At 72.7% G+C, this 19,521-nt stretch carries 17 protein-coding genes; 6 read left to right on the top strand and 11 right to left on the bottom strand.

The genetic code is table 11. The features are described from left to right. The first annotated feature begins 4 nt into the window (after nt 1–4). The gene (locus LCN96_RS21405; protein WP_225274640.1) at nt 5–973 is read left to right on the top strand and encodes a helix-turn-helix transcriptional regulator; all 969 of its coding nucleotides are present in this window, start codon (nt 5–7) and stop codon (nt 971–973) included. 72 nt (nt 974–1,045) lie between these two features. Here LCN96_RS21405 and LCN96_RS21410 read toward each other — a convergent pair whose 3' ends face one another. From LCN96_RS21410 to LCN96_RS21420, 3 genes are all read right to left on the bottom strand, one after another. Beyond that, nucleotides 1,046–2,743 (bottom strand): PQQ-dependent sugar dehydrogenase, encoded by a 1,698-nt coding sequence (locus LCN96_RS21410; protein WP_225274641.1) that lies wholly within the window; start codon nt 2,741–2,743, stop codon nt 1,046–1,048. A gap of 324 nt (nt 2,744–3,067) precedes the next feature. After that, entirely contained in the window at nt 3,068–3,895 is an 828-nt protein-coding gene (locus tag LCN96_RS21415; RefSeq protein ID WP_225274642.1) for a PIG-L family deacetylase, read from the bottom strand. 11 nt (nt 3,896–3,906) lie between these two features. Then, complete coding sequence (locus LCN96_RS21420) at nt 3,907–5,316, bottom strand: tetratricopeptide repeat protein (protein WP_225274643.1); 1,410 nt, start codon at nt 5,314–5,316, stop codon at nt 3,907–3,909. A 108-nt stretch (nt 5,317–5,424) separates the two neighbouring features. Here LCN96_RS21420 and LCN96_RS21425 point away from each other — a divergent pair, with 108 nt between their 5' ends. Then, nucleotides 5,425–6,246: a DUF1206 domain-containing protein gene (locus tag LCN96_RS21425; protein ID WP_225274644.1), complete on the top strand. Its 822-nt coding sequence runs from the start codon at nt 5,425–5,427 to the stop codon at nt 6,244–6,246. Between the two features lie 28 nt (nt 6,247–6,274). Here LCN96_RS21425 and LCN96_RS21430 read toward each other — a convergent pair whose 3' ends face one another. Continuing rightward, nucleotides 6,275–7,369, bottom strand: a complete 1,095-nt coding sequence (locus LCN96_RS21430) for a glycerophosphodiester phosphodiesterase (RefSeq protein WP_225274645.1) — start codon at nt 7,367–7,369, stop codon at nt 6,275–6,277. Nucleotides 7,370–7,735: 366 nt separating this feature from the next. On the opposite strand from LCN96_RS21430, the gene LCN96_RS21435 reads away from it, so the two are divergent. The 3 genes from LCN96_RS21435 to LCN96_RS21445 are packed head-to-tail and all read left to right on the top strand — an operon-like array spanning nt 7,736 to nt 10,192. Further along, entirely contained in the window at nt 7,736–8,491 is a 756-nt protein-coding gene (locus tag LCN96_RS21435; RefSeq protein WP_225274646.1) for a GntR family transcriptional regulator, read from the top strand. 33 nt (nt 8,492–8,524) lie between these two features. Beyond that, a complete protein-coding gene (locus LCN96_RS21440; RefSeq protein ID WP_225274647.1) occupies nt 8,525–9,964 on the top strand; it encodes an amidase in 1,440 nt (479 codons plus the stop codon). A gap of 27 nt (nt 9,965–9,991) precedes the next feature. Then, entirely contained in the window at nt 9,992–10,192 is a 201-nt protein-coding gene (locus tag LCN96_RS21445) for a hypothetical protein (protein ID WP_225274648.1), read from the top strand. 112 nt (nt 10,193–10,304) lie between these two features. On the opposite strand, the gene LCN96_RS21450 is transcribed toward LCN96_RS21445, so the two are convergent. The 3 genes from LCN96_RS21450 to LCN96_RS21460 are packed head-to-tail and all read right to left on the bottom strand — an operon-like array spanning nt 10,305 to nt 13,515. Beyond that, on the bottom strand, nt 10,305–11,921 hold the full coding sequence (locus LCN96_RS21450) for a GMC oxidoreductase (protein WP_225274649.1): 1,617 nt from the start codon (nt 11,919–11,921) through the stop codon (nt 10,305–10,307). Continuing rightward, nucleotides 11,918–12,439: a carboxymuconolactone decarboxylase family protein gene (locus LCN96_RS21455; RefSeq protein ID WP_225274650.1), complete on the bottom strand. Its 522-nt coding sequence runs from the start codon at nt 12,437–12,439 to the stop codon at nt 11,918–11,920. Before LCN96_RS21455 ends, LCN96_RS21450 begins: the two co-directional genes overlap by 4 nt. Next, nucleotides 12,436–13,515, bottom strand: coding sequence for an NAD(P)H-dependent amine dehydrogenase family protein (locus LCN96_RS21460; RefSeq protein WP_225274651.1), 1,080 nt, complete (start codon nt 13,513–13,515; stop codon nt 12,436–12,438). The genes LCN96_RS21455 and LCN96_RS21460 overlap by 4 nt, the downstream gene beginning before the upstream one ends. 347 nt (nt 13,516–13,862) lie before the next feature. On the opposite strand from LCN96_RS21460, the gene LCN96_RS21465 reads away from it, so the two are divergent. Further along, nucleotides 13,863–15,863: an ATP-binding protein gene (locus tag LCN96_RS21465; RefSeq protein ID WP_225274652.1), complete on the top strand. Its 2,001-nt coding sequence runs from the start codon at nt 13,863–13,865 to the stop codon at nt 15,861–15,863. An 18-nt stretch (nt 15,864–15,881) separates the two neighbouring features. Here the strand turns inward: LCN96_RS21465 and LCN96_RS21470 are convergent, their stop codons facing one another. From LCN96_RS21470 to LCN96_RS21485, 4 genes are read right to left on the bottom strand one after another with little or no spacing between them, the layout of a single operon-like run. Continuing rightward, nucleotides 15,882–17,198 carry an amidase gene (locus LCN96_RS21470; protein WP_225274653.1) on the bottom strand — a complete coding sequence of 439 codons (1,317 nt, stop codon included), beginning with the start codon at nt 17,196–17,198 and terminating at the stop codon, nt 15,882–15,884. A gap of 19 nt (nt 17,199–17,217) precedes the next feature. Next, nucleotides 17,218–18,024, bottom strand: a complete 807-nt coding sequence (locus LCN96_RS21475; protein WP_225274654.1) for an amino acid ABC transporter permease — start codon at nt 18,022–18,024, stop codon at nt 17,218–17,220. Beyond that, complete coding sequence (locus tag LCN96_RS21480) at nt 18,021–18,689, bottom strand: amino acid ABC transporter permease (protein ID WP_225274655.1); 669 nt, start codon at nt 18,687–18,689, stop codon at nt 18,021–18,023. The genes LCN96_RS21475 and LCN96_RS21480 overlap by 4 nt, the downstream gene beginning before the upstream one ends. Further along, nucleotides 18,689–19,516: a glutamate ABC transporter substrate-binding protein gene (locus LCN96_RS21485; RefSeq protein WP_225274656.1), complete on the bottom strand. Its 828-nt coding sequence runs from the start codon at nt 19,514–19,516 to the stop codon at nt 18,689–18,691. The genes LCN96_RS21480 and LCN96_RS21485 overlap by 1 nt, the downstream gene beginning before the upstream one ends. Between the last annotated feature and the right edge of the window lie 5 nt (nt 19,517–19,521).

Below are 19,521 nucleotides of genomic sequence, written 5' to 3' on the forward strand. Positions count from 1 at the left end.
GGCGATGCTGGAGGCCATCGGACTCGGCCGGCAGGACGAGGAGGTCTACGACGCGCTCGTCCGCCGCACCCAGGCGACGGCCGCGGAGATCGTCGCCGACTGCCACCTGCCGCCCCCGGCCGCCCGGCGCGCCCTGCAGTCGCTGGTCGGGCTGGGCCTGGCCACCCGCTCGACGGGCCGGCCCGTCCGCTACGTCGCCGTCCCGCCGGACAGCGGCCTGGAGGCCATCCTGCGCGAGCGCGAGCGGGAACTGGGCGACGTGCGCACGCACATCCGCGCGCTCATGGACGTCTACCGCGCGGGCACCCGCTTCGCCCACCCCGGCGAGCTGATCGAGGTGGTCTCGGGGCGCGAGGAGGTCAACCACCGGTGGGTGCGGATGCAGCAGGACACGCGGGTGCAGATGCGCGGCTTCGACCGCCCGCCGTACGCCGCGCCGCAGGAGCACACCGAGCCGAACCCGGTCGAGCTTCAGCTGCTCCGGCAGGGCGTGAAATATCGGGTCATCTACGACGTCAGCGTGCTGGAGCTGCCCGGCTGGCTGGACGACGTCACCGCCGGCCTGCAACACGGGGAGCAGGCCAGGATCGCCGCCGTGCCGATGAAGCTGGGCATCTCCGACGACCGGCTGGCGATCATCCCGCTGCTGCGGGCCGGTGACAGCGTGGTGTCGGCGTCGTACCTGATCCACCCCTCACCGCTGCTCGACGCGCTGGTGGCGCTGTTCGAGGCGCTGTGGGAGCGCAGCCGGCCGGTGCGGCTGACCGGAGGGGAGCCCGAGCGCGACCTGTCGCAGGAGGAGGAGCGGCTGCTGACGCTGCTCGCGGCGGGGGCGACCGACAAGGCCGCCAGCCGGGCGCTGGGGTGGAGCGAGCGGACCGTGCAGCGGCATCTGGGCAAGCTGATGCGGCGGCTGGGGGCGCAGACGCGGTTCCAGGTCGCGATGGAGGCGACCCGGCGCGGCTGGATCTGAGGCGGCTACCTGGCGCGGCTGGCTATGAGGCGCGTGCGCCGGCCGATCGCCGGGGTGATGGACAGCGGCGGGTCAGGGGCCGGCGCAGGCGTAGCCGGACGGGAGCTGGGTGTTGCCGCTCGGCCGGGTGGCCTGGAAACCGAACGTGGTGCTCTGGCCCGCGGTCAGCGTGCCGTTGTGCGCCGCGTTCCTGGCCGTGACGGTCTGGCCGGAGACGGTCAGCGCCGCGTTCCACGAGCCGGTGACCGCGTGCCCGGCGGGCAGCGTGAACGTCACCGTCCAGCCGTTCCTGGCCGAGGTGCCCGTGTTGGTGACGGTGACCGGCTGGATCACGTAGCCGGTGCCCCACTGCGTCTGCGTGGTCGCCGTGGCCGTGCAGCCGCCCGGCGTGCCGCCGGTCGTGGTGGTGACCGTGACCGTGCCGGACACGGGGGAGAGGTTGCCGGCCGCGTCGCGGGCGCGCACCTGGTAGCGGTAGGTGGTGGCCGCCGTCAGGCCCGTGTCGGTGAACGTGGTGGCCGCCGACGTGCCCGCCTGCGTGAAGGAGCCGCCGGACGCGCCCGGCGCGCGCAGGATGTCGTAGCCGGTGACGCCCACGTTGTCGGTCGAGGCGGCCCAGGTCAGGGTGGTCGAGGTGGCGGTCGTGCCGGAGGCGGCCGGCAGGCCGGGCGCGGTCGGCGGGGCGGTGTCGGTGCCGGTGGAGGACGGCGGGACGCGGATGATGCGGTCGTCCTGCGCCACCGGGGTGCCGCGGCCGTCGCGGTTGCTGGTGCCGATCCAGAGCCAGCCGTCGGGGCCGGCCGCCACCGCGCGCAGCCGCCCGTACGTCCCCTGCAGCTCGGCCACCGGCGTGCCCGCACCGCCGCTCGCCGTCAGCGGCACCGCCCACAGCCGCTGCCCGCGCAGCGCCGCCGCGAACAGCGTGTTGTTCGCGTACGCCAGGCCGCTGGGCGAGGCCTCGGCCGTGGTCCAGGTGAGGATCGGGTTGCGGAAGGAGGGGTTGGAGCAGGTGCCCTCGCAGGTGGGCCAGCCGTAGTTGCCGCCCGCGACGATCTGGTTGACCTCGTCGAAGGTGTTCTGACCGAACTCGGTGGCGTACATCCTGCCCTGCCCGTCCCAGGCCAGGCCCTGCACGTTGCGGTGGCCGTAACTCCAGACCCGGGAGTTCGCGAACGGGTTGCCCGACGGGACGCCGCCCGTGGGCGTCATGCGCAGGATCTTGCCTGCGGGGCTGTCGAGGTTCTGGGCGTTGGCGGTGTTGCCGGCGTCGCCGGTGGCCACGTACAGCATGCCGTCAGGGCCGAACGCGATCCTGCCGCCGTCGTGGACGGTCGCGCTCGGCACCCCTGAGAAGATCACCGTCTGCGTCTGCGGGGCGCTGAGCTGGAACCTCACCAGCCGGTTGTCGCCGCTCGTGCTGGTGAAGTACGCGTACACCCACCCGTCCTGCGCGTACGACGGAGAGACCGCCAGCCCCAGCAGCCCGCTCTCACCCGAGGCGCTGACCCCGCTCACCGTGGCCACCTGGACGGGCGCCTGGCCGGGGCGGACCTGCATGACCCGGCCGGTGTTGCGCTCCGAGGCCAGCGCGCTGCCGTCCGGCAGGAACGCCAGCGCCCACGGCACCTGCAGGCCCGTGACGGACACCTCCGCCCTGGCGAAGTCGAACCCGCCCACCACCTGGGCCCGCGCCGGGTGGACGCCGACGCCGAGGGCGAGCAGGATGGTGAGCAGGGTCAGGATCAGGGCCGGGACGACACGGGCGCGCATGACGGGCTCCTTGACCGGATCGGTACCAGCACCGTAAGACGGTCATGCCACGATCACAACCGGCATGCGCACGGAGATCCGGCAAGCTGCGGCGAAGCGGTGAAACTTTCAATCACGCCCCCGCCCCGCCTCCGCCCCGGCCCGCCTCCGCGCACGGCCCGCCTCCGCACACGGCACGGGCCGCCTGGCGAGCAGCACGCCCGATGCACCCTTGCGCATGGCGCGGGCGGCTCGGCGAGCATGGCGCGCCGCGGTCGCCCAGCGAGCCGGCGTCGCCGTCAGGTGCCGCGCAGGCCCGCCGTCAGGTGCCGCGCAGCCCCGCTGTCAGGTGTCGCGCAGCCCCGCGAAGAGATCCTCCTCGTGCTTCGGCGCGTCCACCTTGCTCATCACCCGCTCGAACGCCTCATGCGAGAACGCCTGCTGCTGCGCCTCCTCCGGCATGCGCAGCAGGAAGATGTTCTCCCCCTGGCTCTCGTGCGCCCGCAACGCCTTGAGCTTGCGCTCCACGTAGGCGGACACGTCCACGACGGAGGTCACCCGCTCGTCGGGGGTGCCGAAGTCGTCGGAGGGCGTGAAGTCACCGAGGTCGACGCCGTGCTCGCGCATCAGCTCGAACATCCGCTTGATCGCCGCCCGGGGGATGGCCGTGTAGTAGAGCTTGTCGGGGATGCCGGTGCGCTCGGTGGCGGCGACCGTGACGCGGTGGGTCTGCACGTGGTCGGGGTGGCCGTAACCGCCGCCGCCCGTCTCGTCGTAGGTGATCACGACCTGCGGCCGGTAGTGCTCCATCAGTGCGGCCAGCCGGTCGGCCGCCGCCTCGACGGGCACGTTGGCGAACGCGTCGGGGTGGGCGTTGGTCTCCCAGCCGTCCATGCCGGAGTCGCGGTAGCCGAGCAGCTCCAGATGGTCGATGCCCAGGTGGGCGACCGACTCGCGCAGCTCGCCGAGCCGCCGCTGGGCCACCGCCTCGTCGTCGTGACCGGGCTCGCCGGGCTTGACGCCGCCCTCGCCGTCGCCCTGCTCGCCGTTGGTGCAGGTGACCAGGACCGTGCGGATGCCCTCCTCGGTGTAGCGGGCGAGGAGGCCGCCGGTGCTGAGACATTCGTCGTCGGGGTGGGCGTGCACGACCATCAGGGTGAGTTGCCGATCCATGTGAGCAGAAACTACCGGGCGGCTCCGACAATTCCGGAGCGGGCCAGCTCGCCCGCGCGGTCGCGGGCCACGGCCGCCGCCGCCCCGTCGCCCAGCGCCTCGGCCAGCGCCGCCTGCTTGAGCCAGTTGTACGGGCTGCACGGCCGTACGCCGATCCGCTCGCTCACCAGCACCCTGGCCAGCTCCCGCCGCCCGGCCCGCAGCGCGGCCTCCAGCAGCGTGCGCTGCACGGCGTCGCGCTGCGCGTGGCTGCCGCCGAACTCGTTGACCCGGTGCCTGATCGGATGCAGCAGCTCCACCACGCCGCCGTAGTCGCCCCGCCCGAACGCCACGATCGCCCGGCACACCGGCAGCCCCACCCTGAGCGTCATGTCGTGGTTGGTGATCCCGGGGTGCGGCTCGGCCACGTACGCCTCCCGTCCCGCGATGAGCTTCTCCGCCTCCCCGATCCGCCCCGCGCCGACGTAGGACATCACGGCGTGCATGTCGTTGAAGGCGTAGAACGGCTCCGCCACCCGCGCCGGCCACGCGTCGGCCAGCGCCCGCCAGCGTTCGTGCTGGTCGGAGCCCTCCAGGTGGAGCCGCCACAGCAGCGCCGCCGCGTCGAGCAGCTCCATGCACGCCTGCCCGTCGGCCAGCACCGCGTCGTAGACGGCCAGCACGCGCCGCACGTCGCCGGTCTCCAGCGCGTACAGGCAGTAGTGCCACCAGTTGTGCACGTTGAAGAACGTCCCCGACGACCAGTCGGGCACCCGCGCGTCGAGGTAGCGCAGCCCGTCGCCGAAGCGGCCCTGCATCTCGTAGGTGTGCACGACCGCGTGGATGCCCCACACGTCGCGCGGGTTCAGCTCCACCGCCCGCAGCCCGACCTCCTCCGAACGGTCGTAGTGGCCCGCCTCCTCCAGACCGAAGGCGTACATGCCGAGCACGTGCCCGAGATGCGGGTCGTCCTCGCGCCAGGCGGTCAGCGCGCCGCCGATCCGGTCGCGCAGCATGCGCGCGTCGCCGGTGAAGAAGTCGATCTGGTGCCCGGCGGCCAGCGCCAGCGCGTCGCGCGGGTGCTCGGCCGTGATCTCGGCGAGCAGCGCCCCGCAGGTCAGGAAGTCGCCGCCGAGCAGCGCCCGCACGGCCGCGACGTGGGCCCGCTCGCGCGGGAGCAGCGCGCCCTGGTCGATCCTGCGCAGGAACGCGCCGAACCGCGCCCGCGCCGTGCGCGCGTCCTCGACCTCCGTGGTCAGCAGGCCCAGGTACGCCGCCAGGACGTTGCCCATCGCGAAGTCGGGCGACTCGGCCAGCGCGGCGTTCGCCTCGGCGTCCACCTCGGCCCTGAAGTGCAGCAACTCGTCGATCGCGCGGTCGTAGTGCCGCACCGCCGCGGCACTCGCGCCCGTCATCGCGAGGCCGTGCTGATCGTGGCTCACCGGACCACTGTAACCAGCCACGTCGTGCCTGGCAGACCTACGCCGATGCGTAGAGCCGGCGATCCCGGGCACTCGGGTGTCTCCGGAAAGATATTTTTGGAGGAAACGGTGAATACCGCGCAACAGGCGGGGCGTGAGGCGAAGGCCGCGACGCAGCGCGCGACGCGCAGCCGGCCCATGGCCGTGCTGACCAGGGTGGGCCTGGCCTGCCGCGGCGTGCTGTACGCACTGATCGGCGTGGTGGCCCTGCAGATCGGCCTCGGCCAGGGGTCGGGCGAAGAGGCGGACAAGGCCGGAGCCATCAGCACCTTAGCCGGGCTGCCGTTCAGCGAGGTGCTGTTGTGGACCATGGTCGCGGGCTTCGTGGCGCTGGCCCTGTGGCAGGCGTCCGAGGCGCTGTTCGGCGGCGGCAAGCCGTTCGAGCGGGCCGAGGCGGTCGCCCGGGTGGGCGTCTACGTCCTGGTCGTCTACACGCTGTGGAGCGTGATCACCTCGGGCAAGGCCGCCTCCGACGACCAGAAGTCGCAGGACGCGACGGCCAAGCTGCTCGACCTGCCCGGCGGGCAGTGGATCGTGGGCGCGATCGGGCTCGGCCTCGTGGCGCTCGGCGTCTACTGGATCCACCGGGGCGCCACGAAGGGCTTCAGGGAGGAGCTGGACCAGGGGCGGATGTCGCCGAAGGCCGGCAAGGTCATGGACCGGCTCGGGGTCGGCGGGTACGCGGCCCGCGGGGCGATCGCCGGGATGGCCGGGATCTTCGTCATCTACGCGGCGATCACCCACGACGCGGACAAGGCGGGCGGCATCGACGCCACGCTGCGGCAGTTCGCCGAGACCCCGGTGGGGCCGTCGCTGCTCGTGGTGGTGGCGCTGGGTGTGCTGCTGTTCGCCGGGTACTGCTTCGGCGAGTCCCGCTGGCGCCGTACCTGACAGATGGGGCCCTGAGCGCTCGGCCGGGTCAGGCCGAGCGCTCGGACATCACAGCCCTGCCCATCGACGGGTCGTCGCAGAACGCGCCGTCGATGCCCAGCTCCAGCAGCCTGGACAGCCAGCCCATCACGTTCCCCGTCGCCCTCGGGTAGACGGGGCTGGCCGGGTTGCCGAGCCGGTAGTCGGCGGGCAGCTGCGAGTTCTCGTTGCGGATCGTCCACACGTGCACGTCCAGCCGCCTGCGGTGGGCGTCCGCGACGAGGGTGGTGGGCGCGGTCGTCGCGCCCGAGGCGTCCACCGGCACGATGCGCCTGGTGTCCACGCCGATCCCGCTCGCGTAGGTGGCGACCTCGCGCAGCCCCTCCGGCCTGACCATGTCGTCGTAGGTGCGGGTGCTGCCGGCCGCCACCCAGTCGTAGGGCGCGCCGCCGAAGGTGATGAGCTGGATCAGCGGCAGCCGCGTCCTGCCGCGCAGGTCACGCAGGTTCGCCGTCTCGAACGACTGGATGTACGCCTTGCGCACCCGATACCGGTTCAGCACGTCGAGCAGCGGCTCCTCCAGCGACAGGCCGATGGAGTCGAAGTAGGTGGGGTGCTTGGTCTCCGGGTAGACGCCGACGCCGTGCGCCAGCGCCAGCTTCACGACCTCCTCGAACGTCGGGATCTCGGCCAGCCCGTCGAACGCCGTGTTGTCCGGCCGCAGGTCGGGCACCCGCTCCTTGGCCCGCAGCGTCTTCAGCTCGGCCAGCGTGAAGTCCTCGGTGAACCAGCCGGTGATCGGCCGGCCGTCCACCGTCTTGGTGGTGCGCCTGCCGGCGAACTCGGGGCGGGCGGCCACGTCGGTGGTGCCGGAGATCTCGTTCTCGTGCCTGGCCACCAGGACGTGGTCCTTGGTGGAGACCAGGTCGGGCTCGATGTAGTCGGCGCCCATCGCGATGGCGGCCTCGTACGACAGGAGCGTGTGCTCGGGGCGGTGGGCGGAGGCGCCGCGGTGGGCGATCACGATGGGAGCCTGGGCGCGGCGCTCGGCCGTGGCGGTGGGGGTCTGGGTCAGCACGACGGTGACCGTACCGCCGACCAGGGCCGTGGTCAGCATGCTCGCGAGTAACCTGCGCATCTTCATGCGGCGCACGGTAGACCTCGCAGGTGGACCGGGAGTTACGGATGGGCGCACAGGGGCGGTCGGGACGGGGCTGCGCTGATGGGACCGCACGCGTGACGGGATGGTGGCGGCGGCGGGACGTCAGCGCTCGCGATGAGACGACGCTGCGGTGCTCGTGGCGGATCGCCGTGCCGTTTCGGCGGAACGTCGCGCCCGCGTCCCGTTTCCGCAGGCGGGAGCCTGCACGCGGCATCCCGCGAACGGCGTAACCCGGCGCAACCACGCGGACATCGACGGGCAACACGGCATTCGTAGCCTCCTGCTCCGAAGCGCTGGAGAGGAGGCGGTGACATGGAACCGGCAGGCGACCCCGTAACGTTCGGATGCATGGCGGGCAGATCCTCCCGGCCGCACCAGTCGGGTCTCGAACGTGAGGGCGACCTGCGCCGCCTGCGCGACCTGCTGCGCTCCGCCGTCCTGCGCGGCGCCTTCGCCGACGGCCTGCTGCCCACCGAGGCCGAGCTGATGGCCTCCTACGGCGCCACGCGCGCGACCGTGCGGGAGACGCTGGCCGTGCTGCGCCGCGAGGGCCTGATCGACCGCCGCCAGGGCGTCGGCACGCACGCCGTCGTCAAGGCCGTGGTGACCCAGCTCGTGGAGGCTCACGGCACCGAGCCGCCGGGCCAGGAGAGCCTGCTGAACAGGCGGCTGCGCCCGCACGTCCTCGACCGCTCCACGATCCCGCTGCCCGCGCTGGCCGCCGATCGCCTCGGCGCGCCCGCGGGGACGCCGTGCCTGCGCCTGGAGTACGTGTCGCTGTTCGGCGACGAGCCGCACGGCATGGCCACCAACTACGTGCTCGCCCCCGAGGCCGAGCGCCTGCGCGACAAGCCGTTCGTGCACGACTGGTACACGCTGCTGCGCGAGGCCGGCGTCGGCTACGAGGAGTCGGAGTTCGTCTACGGCTGCGCCCCCGCCGACGCCGCCACCGCCGCCCGGCTCGGCATCGCCGAGGGCTCCCCGCTGATCACCATGGAGCAGCTCATCAGCGACGGTGCCGGGCGGCCGTTCAACCTGGCGTTCATCCACGTCCGCGGCGACCGCTTCCTGTTCGTCTCCCACGCGGCCCGCCGCCACCCGTAGCGAGCCGCTCCCCGTACCCGAATGGAGTTGACCTTGACCTTCCCCCTTACGTTGAGTGACGCCGCGACCGCGCTGCGCGGCGGCGAGGTGACGAGCGTGGCGCTGACCGAGGAGGCGCTCGCCCGCGCCGACCGGCTGGACGGTGAGCTGGGCACCTATCTGGCCCGGTTCGACGACAGCGCCCTGCGGGCGGCCAAGCAGGCCGACCAGGAGCTGGCCGCGGGCGTGGACAGGGGGCCGCTGCACGGGATCCCGTTCGGCGTGAAGGACATCATCGCCGCGGCCGAGGGCCCCACCACCGCGCAGAGCCTCGTCCTCGACCCCGCCTGGGGCGCGGGCAGGGACGCGCCCGTGGTCGCGCGGCTCAGGGCGGCCGGTGCGGTGATCACCGGCAAGGTGACGACGATGGAGTTCGCGTGCGGCATGGTGGACCCGTCGAAGCCGTTCCCCGTGCCGCGCAACCCGTGGGAACCGGGCACGTGGCCGGGCGGCTCCAGCTCCGGCACCGGCAACGGGGTGGCGGCCGGGATGTTCCTGGCCGGGCTCGGCACCGACACGGCGGGCAGCATCCGCATCCCGGCCGCGTTCTGCGGGGTCAGCGGGCTCATGCCGACGTTCGGCCGGGTGCCGAAGTCAGGGGTGGCGCCGCTCGGGTACTCCCTCGACCACGTGGGCCCGCTCGCCCGCAGCGCCCGTGACTGCGCGGCCGTGCTGGAGGTGATCGCCGGGTACCACCCGAGTGACCCCGACTGCGTGGACCTGCCGCTCGACCTCGCCTGGCAGAGCGGGTCGTCGGAGGGGCTGCCCGGCGGCTGGGGGAGCGGGTCGCTGGAGGGGCTGCGCGTCGGCGTGGTGCGGGAGCACCACTTCCCCGGAGACGCCGACCCCGCCGTCGCGCCCGCCTTCGAGGCCGCGCTGGCCACGCTGACCGGGCTCGGCGCCACCCTGACCGAGGTGAGGCTGCCGTACTGGCACGAGATGCTCACCGCGAACCTCGTCACCGCGTGCGCCGAGGCCCTGGCCTACCACCGCAACGACGCCGCCACCCGCTGGGCCGACTACTTCGCCGCCACCCGCGCCATGCTCGCCCGCGGCGCGCTGATCAGCGGCGCCGACTACGTGCAGGCCCAGCGCGTACGCCGGGTCGCCCAGGACGCCGTCGCCCGGCTGTTCGACGGCGTGGACGTCATCGTGACCCCGACCGCCTCCATGGGCGCCCCCACCTACGACTCGCTCACCGACGCCGAGGGCCGCATCGACGTGGAGGCCATGTTCGCGCAGGTGTTCACGCAGTACTGGGACTGCGTCGGCAACCCCGTGCTCGTCGTCCCGATGGGCTTCACCGAGGCGGGGCTGCCGCTCTCGCTCCAGCTCGCCGGGCGTCCCTTCGAGGAGGCCACCATCCTGCGCGCCGGCGACGCCTACCAGCGGCTCACCGACTGGCACCTGCGCGTCCCGGCCCTGGCCGCCTGACCTTCCACCCGAACGGAGAACCCTCTCATGACCCCCACCGCCGTCGTCGGACCACTCCTCGCCGCCGCCGGGCTGAGCGTGCCGGAAGCGGAGATCGAGGTGATCGCCGCCGGGTACGCGCTGCAGCGGGCCGGCGTGGACGCCCTGTACGCCGTACCGGAGGCCCGCTACGCCGACCCCGCCCTGCGCTTCCGCGCCGACGCCCGCATCGTCGACTGGGCGGGGTGACGCGGGAGCGGCGCGCGGCCGTCGAACCGGGCGCCGCCCCGACCGAGGGATGGGCGGCCGGACGGCTGAGCGCCGCTCCCGGGCGCCAGCCCGTCGCTCATGCGCCCGATGTTCAGAGATCGGCCGCGATGATGCGCTCGATGTTCCGCTCCGCCAGCGCCGTGATCGTCACGAACGGATTGACGGTCGTGTTCCCCGGAATCAACGCCCCATCGATGACATACAACCCGGGATAAGCCGTCAACCGCCCGTAATTGTCGGTGGCCTTGTTCAGGACGGCACCACCCAGCGGATGGTAGGTCAGATGGTCACCCCAGATCTTGTAGACCCCGAACAGATCCGTCCGGTAGATCGTCCCCTCCTTAGCGTTGATCTTGTCGAAGATGCTCTTGGCCATCGCGATCGACGGCTGCTTCCAGGCGGTCTGCCAGTTCAGCTCCACCCGCCCCGCCCCCGCGTTCCAGGTGAACTGCGCGCGATGCGGGTTGTCGGTGATGGACAGGTAGAACGAGGCGAACGTCTCGATCCCGGTGGGCAGCGGTGCCACCTCGGCGAAGGCGCCGCCGGCCGTCCAGTTGTCGATGCCGCAGCAGGGGATGGCCGACTGGAGTGAGCCCGTGGGGTCCCACAGGTGGTTCGCCCGGCCGCACATGACGTTGCCGTTGTCGCCCCAGCCCTTGCCGATCTCGCCGTTGAGGGCGGGCAGCGCGCCGGTGGCCTTCAGCTTGACCAGGAGCTTGCTGGTGCCGACGCTGCCCGCGGCGAAGAACACGCGGTCGGCCGTGACGGTCTTGGTGGCGACGGTGCCGCCGGTGGTGTCGAGCTGCTCGACGGTGACCGTGTAGGCGCCGCCCGCCGGGGTGACGGAGGTGACCCTGTGCAGGGCGGAGATGGTGACGCGGCCGGTCGCGGTGGCGCGGGCGAGGTAGGTCTTCTGCAGCGACCTCTTGCCGTGGTTGTTGCCGTAGAGGATCTCGCCGGCCAGCGCCGACTGGGGGACGGTGCCGGCCGCCTCCTGCTTCATGTAGTCCCAGTCGTAGACGTCCGGCACGAACACGAACGGGAAGCCGGAGCGCTGCGCGTGCTTGCGGCCGACGCGGGCGTACTGGTAGCAGGCTGTCGTGTCGAACCAGGCCGGGTCCACCGTGCCCACGCCGAGGGCGGCGTTGGCGCGCGGGTAGTAGGTGGCGTACATCTCGTCGGGGTTGACCGAGGGCAGGACGGCGGCGAAGTTCTCGCGTTTCGGGGTGACCGCCATGCCGCCGTTGACCAGGGAGCCGCCGCCGACGCCGCGGCCCTGGTAGACGGTGATGCCGCCGAACTCCTCCGCGTCCAGGATGCCCGTGTGGCGGGGGATGTCGCGGTCGATCGGGAAGCCGAGGAAGTAGTTGAGCGGGGCCTTGGTGCGGGTGCGCAGCCAGTAGGAGCGGTAGTCGGGCTCGCGGGTGTTGCAGAAGATCTTGCCGTCGGTGCCGGGGGTGTCCCAGGCCATGCCCATCTCGATCAGGTGCACGTCCACGCCCGCCTGGGCCAGGCGCAGGGCGGCCACCGAGCCGCCGTACCCGGTGCCGATGACCAGGGCCGCCACGTGCGCGCCCGAGCTGATGGGGCCCGCCGCGCGGGCGGCGGGGGAGTGCAGGCCGAGGGCGGCGGTGCCGAGCAGGGCGCCGGAGGCGGTCAGGAAGCCACGGCGGGAGACGTCGCCGCCCGTGCTGTCGATCTTGCTCATGGGGCCGGGCTCGCTTTCCGTGACGGAGGTTTCGGCGCTGGGGCGTTCGGGAGGGTGCAGACCGTGTCGAGGCCGAGGACGTGGTTGAGCCGGCCGAACGCCAGCCACGAGCCGATGCACATGCTCAGCTCCACGATCTCCAGCTGGCTGTAGTGCGCGCTCATCCGTCCCCAGAACTCCTCGTCGAGCCCGTGGTGATCGACGGTGTACCGCTCGGCGTACTCGGCGGCCAGGCGGGTGCGGACGTCGAAGGCGCCGGTCGTGCGCCACTCGGCGACCGCGTCGGCGAAGCCGTCCTCGACCGTGCGGCCGTCGCGCTCCGTCCGCCAGTCCAGGCAGAACGCGCAGCCGTTGAGCTGCGCCACCCGCAGCCTGGCCGCCTCGAACTCGCGCAGCCCGAGCGTCGTGTGCTGGTAGACCGCCATCGAGTAGCGCGAGGCGGCCGGCCCGATGCCCGGCACCATCTCCCCCCACACGTACGCGATCGCGTCCTTGCCCTCCGGGATGTCGATCCTCACCCGCGCCTCCTTCCGAGCTTGCCGATGGCGGGCCGCAGCGGTACGTCCAGCGCGTCGTAGAGTCCGGGCCCCGCCTCCACGAGCCACTCGACGGCGCCCACCAGCCGGCCCACGGCCGTCGCGTTGCCGCCCGCCGAGTGGTTGCCGCCCTCGTCGGTGGCCTGCACCGTGACCTCGATGTGCGGCCGGCCCTCGACGATCACCCGGTGCGCCCCCACGCCGCCGGGCGCGACCGGCCAGTCGGGGGCGCAGGACGGGTGGATGCGGGTGACGTGCTCCAGCACGATCCTGGGCCGCCCGCCGACGATCCCCTGCACCTCGAAGCGCACCGCGCCCTGCGTGCCGGCCTCGAACGCGCCCATCGAGGCTGTCGTGACCGTGGACTTCAGCGCCCGGCGCTCGACGTGCTCGCGCACCTCGTCCAGGTCGGCGCCGAGGGCCCGGGCGATCAGCCGCACCTGGCCGCCCCAGACCATGGCGGGCACGGTCGGTGCGAGCATCGGCGGCTCGTAGTCCATCGGCTGGCCCATGCCGACCAGGTAGCGGACCGCGTCGGGCTGGTCGTAGGTGGTGTAGTCGAAGATCTCCTGGCACCGTACGACGTCCACGGTCGTGGCCAGCCCAGTGACCAGCAGTGGCAGCAGGTCGTTGGCCCAGCCGGGATCGACGCCGGAGACGAACAGTGAGCCGCCGCCCTCGGCGATGGCGGCCAGCACGGGCTCGCGCACCTCGGGCGGGGCGCCGCGGTGGTCGTAGAGGGCGTACAGGGAGGGAGTGACGACCACGGCGCCCGCGCGCAGGGCGCGGACCACGTCGGCCAGCGCCTCGGACGGGCGGATGTCGCCGGAGGACGCGTACACGACGGCGCCCGGGCCCGCGGCCAGGGCGGCCTCGACGTCGGCGGTCGCCGCGACGCCCAGGCGGTGGCCGAGCCCGGCCAGCTCGCCGGCGTCGCGGCCGATCTTGGCGGGGTCGTGGACGAGGACGGCGGTCAGTTCGAGCCCGGGATGGACCTCGACGGCACGGATGGCGGCGCGGCCGATGTTGCCGGTACCCCAGACGATCGTGGACACCATGGGCGGAGCGTAGCAAGCGCTTGGTTAAGTGGGAAGGGCCCGCCGACCGGGTCTTTTCGGTGGTCGAACCCCAGCCTCGGATCAACCGGGCAGACCCCCGCAAGCAGGAAACGTATTAAGAAACGCCCGCAACCCGGTCTCTTGCGTAGTCACTTTCTCACTTTTCGTGGCGGATCCTGGCCGCGTCCGGCAAGCTGCTGTCACCGATTGCGGCGGACCGAGCCGGACAGGTGAGGATCATGAATATGGGTGGGCGGCATGCCGGGAATCTGCCGCCGGAAATGACCAGTCTGGTAGGCCGCCGCGGAGAACTTGCCCGGATCCGCCGGTTGTGCCGGGAATATCGCATGGTGACGCTGACAGGCGTGGGCGGAGTAGGCAAGACCCGGCTGGCGCTGCGGGCCGCCGCCCTCATGCAGCCCGGCTACGATGACGGCGCCTGGCTCGTCCCGCTGTCGCCCCTCGACCAGGGCGCGCTGGTGCCGTACACGATCGCCGAGGCGCTCCCGCTGACCGACCGCACCACCCGGCCCATGATGGACGTGCTGACCGAATACCTGGAGGACCGGCACGTTCTGCTGGTGCTCGACACCTGCGAGCATCTCGTCGAGGAGTGCGCGGCGATCGCCCGCGACCTGCTCGTGGCGGCGCCTGGGCTGTCGATCCTGGCCACCAGCCGCCGCCCGCTCGGCGTGCCCGACGAGCAGGTGCTGATCATCGACCCGCTGCCGGTCCCCGACTCCGGCGGCGGCGGGCACCAGGACGCGGTGCTGCTGCTCGCCGACCGGACCGCCCGCACCGTGCCGGGCTTCACCGTCACCGACGACAACCGGGCGGAGCTGGCCCGCCTGTGCCGCCGCCTGGAAGGGCTGCCGCTGGCCATCGAGCTGGCGGCGGCCCGGCTGCGCGACCTGCCCGCCGCCGAGCTGTGCGAGCGGCTCGACGACCGGTTCGAGCTGCTCGGCGACACCGACGCCGAGGTGAACGAGGCCGACCCGCCCTGGCACCAGGCGCTGCGCACGGCCATCGGCTGGAGCCACCAGCTCTGCACGCCGGAGGAGCGGCTGCTGTGGGCACGCACGTCGGTGTTCGCGGGCAGTTTCGACGACGCGGCGGTGATCGAGGTCTGCGCCGACGACCTGCTGCCCGCCGCCGCCGTCCCCGACCTGCTGTCGGGCCTGGTGGACAAGTCGATCCTGATCTGGTCGCCCACCGGCGGCGGCGAGCGCTACCGGATGCTGGACACCATCCGCGAGTACGGCGCCATCTGGCTGCGCGCGCTCGGCGAGCAGGAGGGGCTGCGGCGCCGCCACCGCGACTTCTACCTCAAGCTGGCCCGCCGCGGCGACGCCGCCTGGCTGGGGCCCGAGCAGGTCTACTGGAACGACCGCACCACCGTCGAGCACGACAACCTGCGCACGGCCCTCGACTACTGCCTGGCCAACTCCCGTGACCACACCGCGCTGGAGCTGGCCGCGGCGCTGTGGTTCTTCTGGTACCCGTGCGGCTTCCTCCGGGAAGGTCAGCACTACCTGGAACGCGCTCTGGCCCTGGACACCGAGCCGAGCGTGGTCCGCAACAGGGCGTTGTGGGTGTGCAGCCTGACCCTCATGGTGCAGGGCGACCCCGACGCCGGCATGGCCTGGGCCGCTGAGTGCGCCGGCGTCGCCGACCAGCTCGGTGACACCGCCGCCGCTCTCGCGGCCCAGGCCATGGTCATGGCCGCCGCCACCATCAGGGGCGATCTGGCGCTCGCGCTGGCGCTGGCCGACAGCCTGCTGGCCGTGCACCGGCCCGAGCACGGCCTCACCCTGCCCACGCTGCTGGCCCGGCTCGGGCAGTGCCACGTGCACACGGCGCAGGGCCGCATCGAGGACGCGGTCAAGGCGCTGGAGGAGATGTGCGCCGAGTGCGACAAGCACGGCGAGCGGTGGATGCGCGCCTACGCCGACCTCTTCCGTGGCCAGGCGGAGCTGTCGCTCGGCCGCAACGACGCGGCCCAGGCCTACGCCAGGTCGGCCCTGGAGATCAAGCACCGGCTGCACGACAGCATCGGCATCGCGCTGGCCCTGGACGTGCTGGCCTGCGCCGCCGCCGCCTCGGGGCACGGAGAGCTGGCCGCCCGCCGGCTCGGCCTGGCCCAGCAGGTGTGGGACACGCTCGGGCGGGCGCAGCTCGGCATCCACGAGTGGGTCTCGGCCAGGCAGACGTGCGAGCGGCAGTCCAGGGCGGCGATCGGCGACGAGGCATACCGGGCGGCGTTCGGCGACGGCTACGGCACCAGGCTCGACACCGGCATCCTGCACGCCCTCGACCCCGGCACCGCCGCCCCGGCCACCGAGCGCTGACCGTCCCAGGGCGTCATCTCAGCGGAGTGCGAGCCGGGCGGCGGTCGTGAACAGGTGCCGCTCGTCGCCAGGGCGGCAGACGAGCTGCAGCCCCACCGGCAGCCCGGCCACCTCCCCGGCGGGCACGGTCAGCGCGGGCAGGCCGAGCACGTTCCACGGGGTGGTCAGCGCGAGCAACGCAGGACGCACCGCGACCGCCCGCCCGTCCAGCACGACCTCACGCTCGCCGACCAGCGGCGCGACGATCGGCACGGCCGGCATCGCGAGCACGTCGTGCCCCGCGAACAGCGCGCCGGTCATCCCGGCCAGCCGCTCCCTGGACTCCAGCGCCCGCACGTGCCGCCACCCGGGCACCTCCGCGGCGGCCCGCAGCCGCTCCAGCACCTCGGGGTCGAACAGCTCGGGCGCCCGCGCCAGCCGCTCGGCGTGCACGGCGGCCGTCTCGCAGCTCTGCACCACCGTGTACGTCTCGCGCACCTCCTCGGCGAACCCCTCGGGCAGCCCCACCTCCTCCAGGTCACCGGCCACCGCGCGCACGGCCCGCGTCACCCGGGGATCCCCGTCGAAGAACCCGGCCGGATCCACCCACCCCACCCGCGCCGCGGCGTCCGGCCCCGGCACGTCTCCGGCCAGGCAGCGGTAGGCGGTCAGGCAGTCCTCCGCCGTGCCCGCCAGCACGCCCACGTGGTCGTAGCTGCGCGACAGGGGGAACACCCCGCCGGCCGGGATCGCCCCGTACGCGGGCTTGAACCCGGCGATCCCGCACAGGGCCGCCGGGATGCGCACGGACCCGCCCGTGTCGGTGCCGATCGCGAGCGGGACGATGCCCGCCGCCACGGCCGCCGCGCTGCCGCCGCTGGAGCCGCCCGACATGTGCGCCGGGTCGCGGGGGTTGCGCGTGGGGCCGTGGGCGGAGCGGTCGCCGGTGGGCCCGTACGCGAACTCGTGCGTCGTCGTCTTGCCCACGATGACCGCCCCCGCCTCGCGCAGCCGCGTCACGCACTCGGCGTCGGTGGCGGGCACGTGCTCGGCGAAGTGCCGCGAGCCCATCGTCGCGGGCAGCCCCGCCACCATGATCAGGTCCTTGACCGCGACAGGGAGGCCGTGCAGCGGCCCCCTGTCGACGCCGGCGGCCAGCTCCGCGTCCGCGCGCCCGGCCGCCTCGAACGCGCCGTCGGCGTCCACGGTGACGAACGCGTTCAGCGCCCGGCCGAGCGTGTCAGCGGTGTCGAGTGCCTGCTTGACCAGCTCGATGGCGGTGACGCGCCTGTCACGCAGGCCGGTGGCGAGATCGGTCAGGGTGCGGCCGGCGAAGGGGCCAGGGGAGATCGGCATGCACCCATCATGACCGGCCTCACGACCGCCGCGAGGAGGCGCCGAGGCGGTGCGCCAGCCGGTCCAGCCCCATGTTGATCAGGATGAAGATGGCGGCGATGAGGACGGCCGCCGGGATGACGTTGGAGAAGTTGGCCGCGATCCCGTTCAGCCCCCTGTCCACCAGCTCGTCGTAGCCCACGATCAGCCCCAGCGCCGAGTCCTTCAGCAGCACCACGAACTGGCTGATCAGCGCGGGCAGCATGGCCTTGACGGCCTGGGGCAGCAGCACGAGCCGCATCACCTGCCCCTTGCGCATGCCCACCGCGTACGCCGCCTCCCGCTGCCCCTTCGGCAGGCTGAGCACCCCGGCCCGGACGATCTCCGCGATCACCGACCCGTTGTAGAGGGTCAGCCCGAACACCACGGCGGCGAACGCCGAGATGTTCACGCCGATCAGCACGAACGACCCGAAGAAGGCGAAGAAGATCAGCAGCAGCAGCGGCACGGACCGGAAGAACTCCACCACCATGGCCGCCGGCACCCGGATCCACCGGTGCTCCGACAGCCGGGCGACGGCGAACACCAGCCCGAACAGCGCGGCCAGCACCACCCCGGCGACGGCCGCCGCCAGCGTGCCCGCCAGACCGGGCAGGATGAACGTGGCCCACACGTCGGCCCGCAGCAGCGGCGTCCACTTCTCCGCCGCCCACTGGCCCTTCTCGTCGAAGCGCACGTAGACGAAGGCCGCCACCGCCAGCAGCGCCGCCGCGACGAGCGCCGTCAGCAGCCGGTTGCGGCGCACGCCGCGCGGGCCCGGCCGCTCGTAGAGGTTCGCGTACGTCATCGGGCCACCGCCATCCGCTTGGACAACCAGCCGAACAACAACCCCATCGGCAGGCACAGCACCACGAACCCGGCGGCGAAGCCGAGGAAGATCTCAATGACCTGGTCGCCGTACGTCTCGATCAGCTCCCGCATCCGCACCGACGCCTCCGCGACCCCCACCACCAGGGCGATCGTGGTGTTCTTCGTCAGCGCGATGAGGATGCTGCCCAGCGGCGCCACCACCGCGCGGAACGCCTGCGGCAGCGTGATCAGCGCCAGCGTCTTGACGAAGCCGAGCCCCAGCGAGCGGGCCGCCTCCGCCTGCCCCACGGGCACCGTGTTGAGCCCGGAGCGCAGCGCCTCGCACACGAACGCCGAGGTGTAGGCGGTCAGGCCGATGACGGCGAGCCAGAAGTTGTTGGTCGCGATGTCGTCGGACAGTTCGAGGCCCAGGTTCGCGCCGATGCCCAGGCCGGTGAACAGCAGCACCAGGGTCAGCGGGGTGTTGCGGGCCACGGTCACGTACACGGTGGCGGTGGCCCGCAGGGAGGCCAGCGGGGCCACCCGCATGGCGGTCAGCAGCGTGCCCAGCACCAGCGAGCCGAGCGCGCTGACCGCCGCCAGCCGTACGGTCATCCAGAAGGCGGCCAGGATGGTGCCGCCCTCGGTGAGCAGCGCCTGCATCAGTACCGCTCGAGCTGCGGGGCCTGGGGCAGGGTGAAGCCGGAGGCGCCCACGCTGGCCTGCAGCGCCTTGGTCCAGCTGCCGTCGGAGAACATCTTCTCCAGCGCGTCGTTGATCGCCTTGCGCCCGGCGGTGTCGTCCTTCTTCAGCCCGATGCCGTACTTCTCGGTGCTGAACGTCTTGCCGACCACCTTGAGCTTGCCGGAGTGCTGCGCGGCGTAGCCGGCCAGGATCACGTTGTCGGTGGTGATGGCGTCGAGCTGGCCGCCGAGCACCCGGTCCACGCACGCCGAGTACGTGCGCTCCTCCTGGAGCTGCACCTCCTTGGCGTACTCCGTCTTGACCTTCTGTGCGGGCGTGGAGCCGGCGACCGAGCACAGCTTCTTGCCGTTGAGCGCCTCGGGGCCGGTCAGCGCCCCGTCGTCGGCGCGGACCAGCAGGTCCTGCCCGGCCACGAAGTACGGCCCGGCGAAGGACACCTTCTGCTTGCGCGCGTCGGTGATCGAGTAGGTGGCCACCACCATGTCCACCTGGCCCTGCTCGATGAACGCCTCCCGGTTGGCCGACACGGTCTCCTTGAACGTGATGCCGCTGGGCTCCACGCCGAGCTGCTTGGCCACGTACTTGGCGACCTCGACGTCGAAACCGGTGAAGCTGCCGTCAGGTGTGCGCAGGCCGAGGCCGGGCTGGTCGGCCTTCACGCCGATCACCAGCTTCTTGTCGTTCTTGGCCTTGTCCACGATGGAGGCGTAGCTCTCGGAACCACCCCCGCACCCGGAGGCGACGGCCACAACGGCGAACACGGCGAAAAGGGATCTGCCGAACATGACAA

The sequence above is a fragment of the Nonomuraea gerenzanensis genome (assembly GCF_020215645.1).
In the GTDB taxonomy this organism is placed as follows: domain Bacteria; phylum Actinomycetota; class Actinomycetes; order Streptosporangiales; family Streptosporangiaceae; genus Nonomuraea; species Nonomuraea gerenzanensis.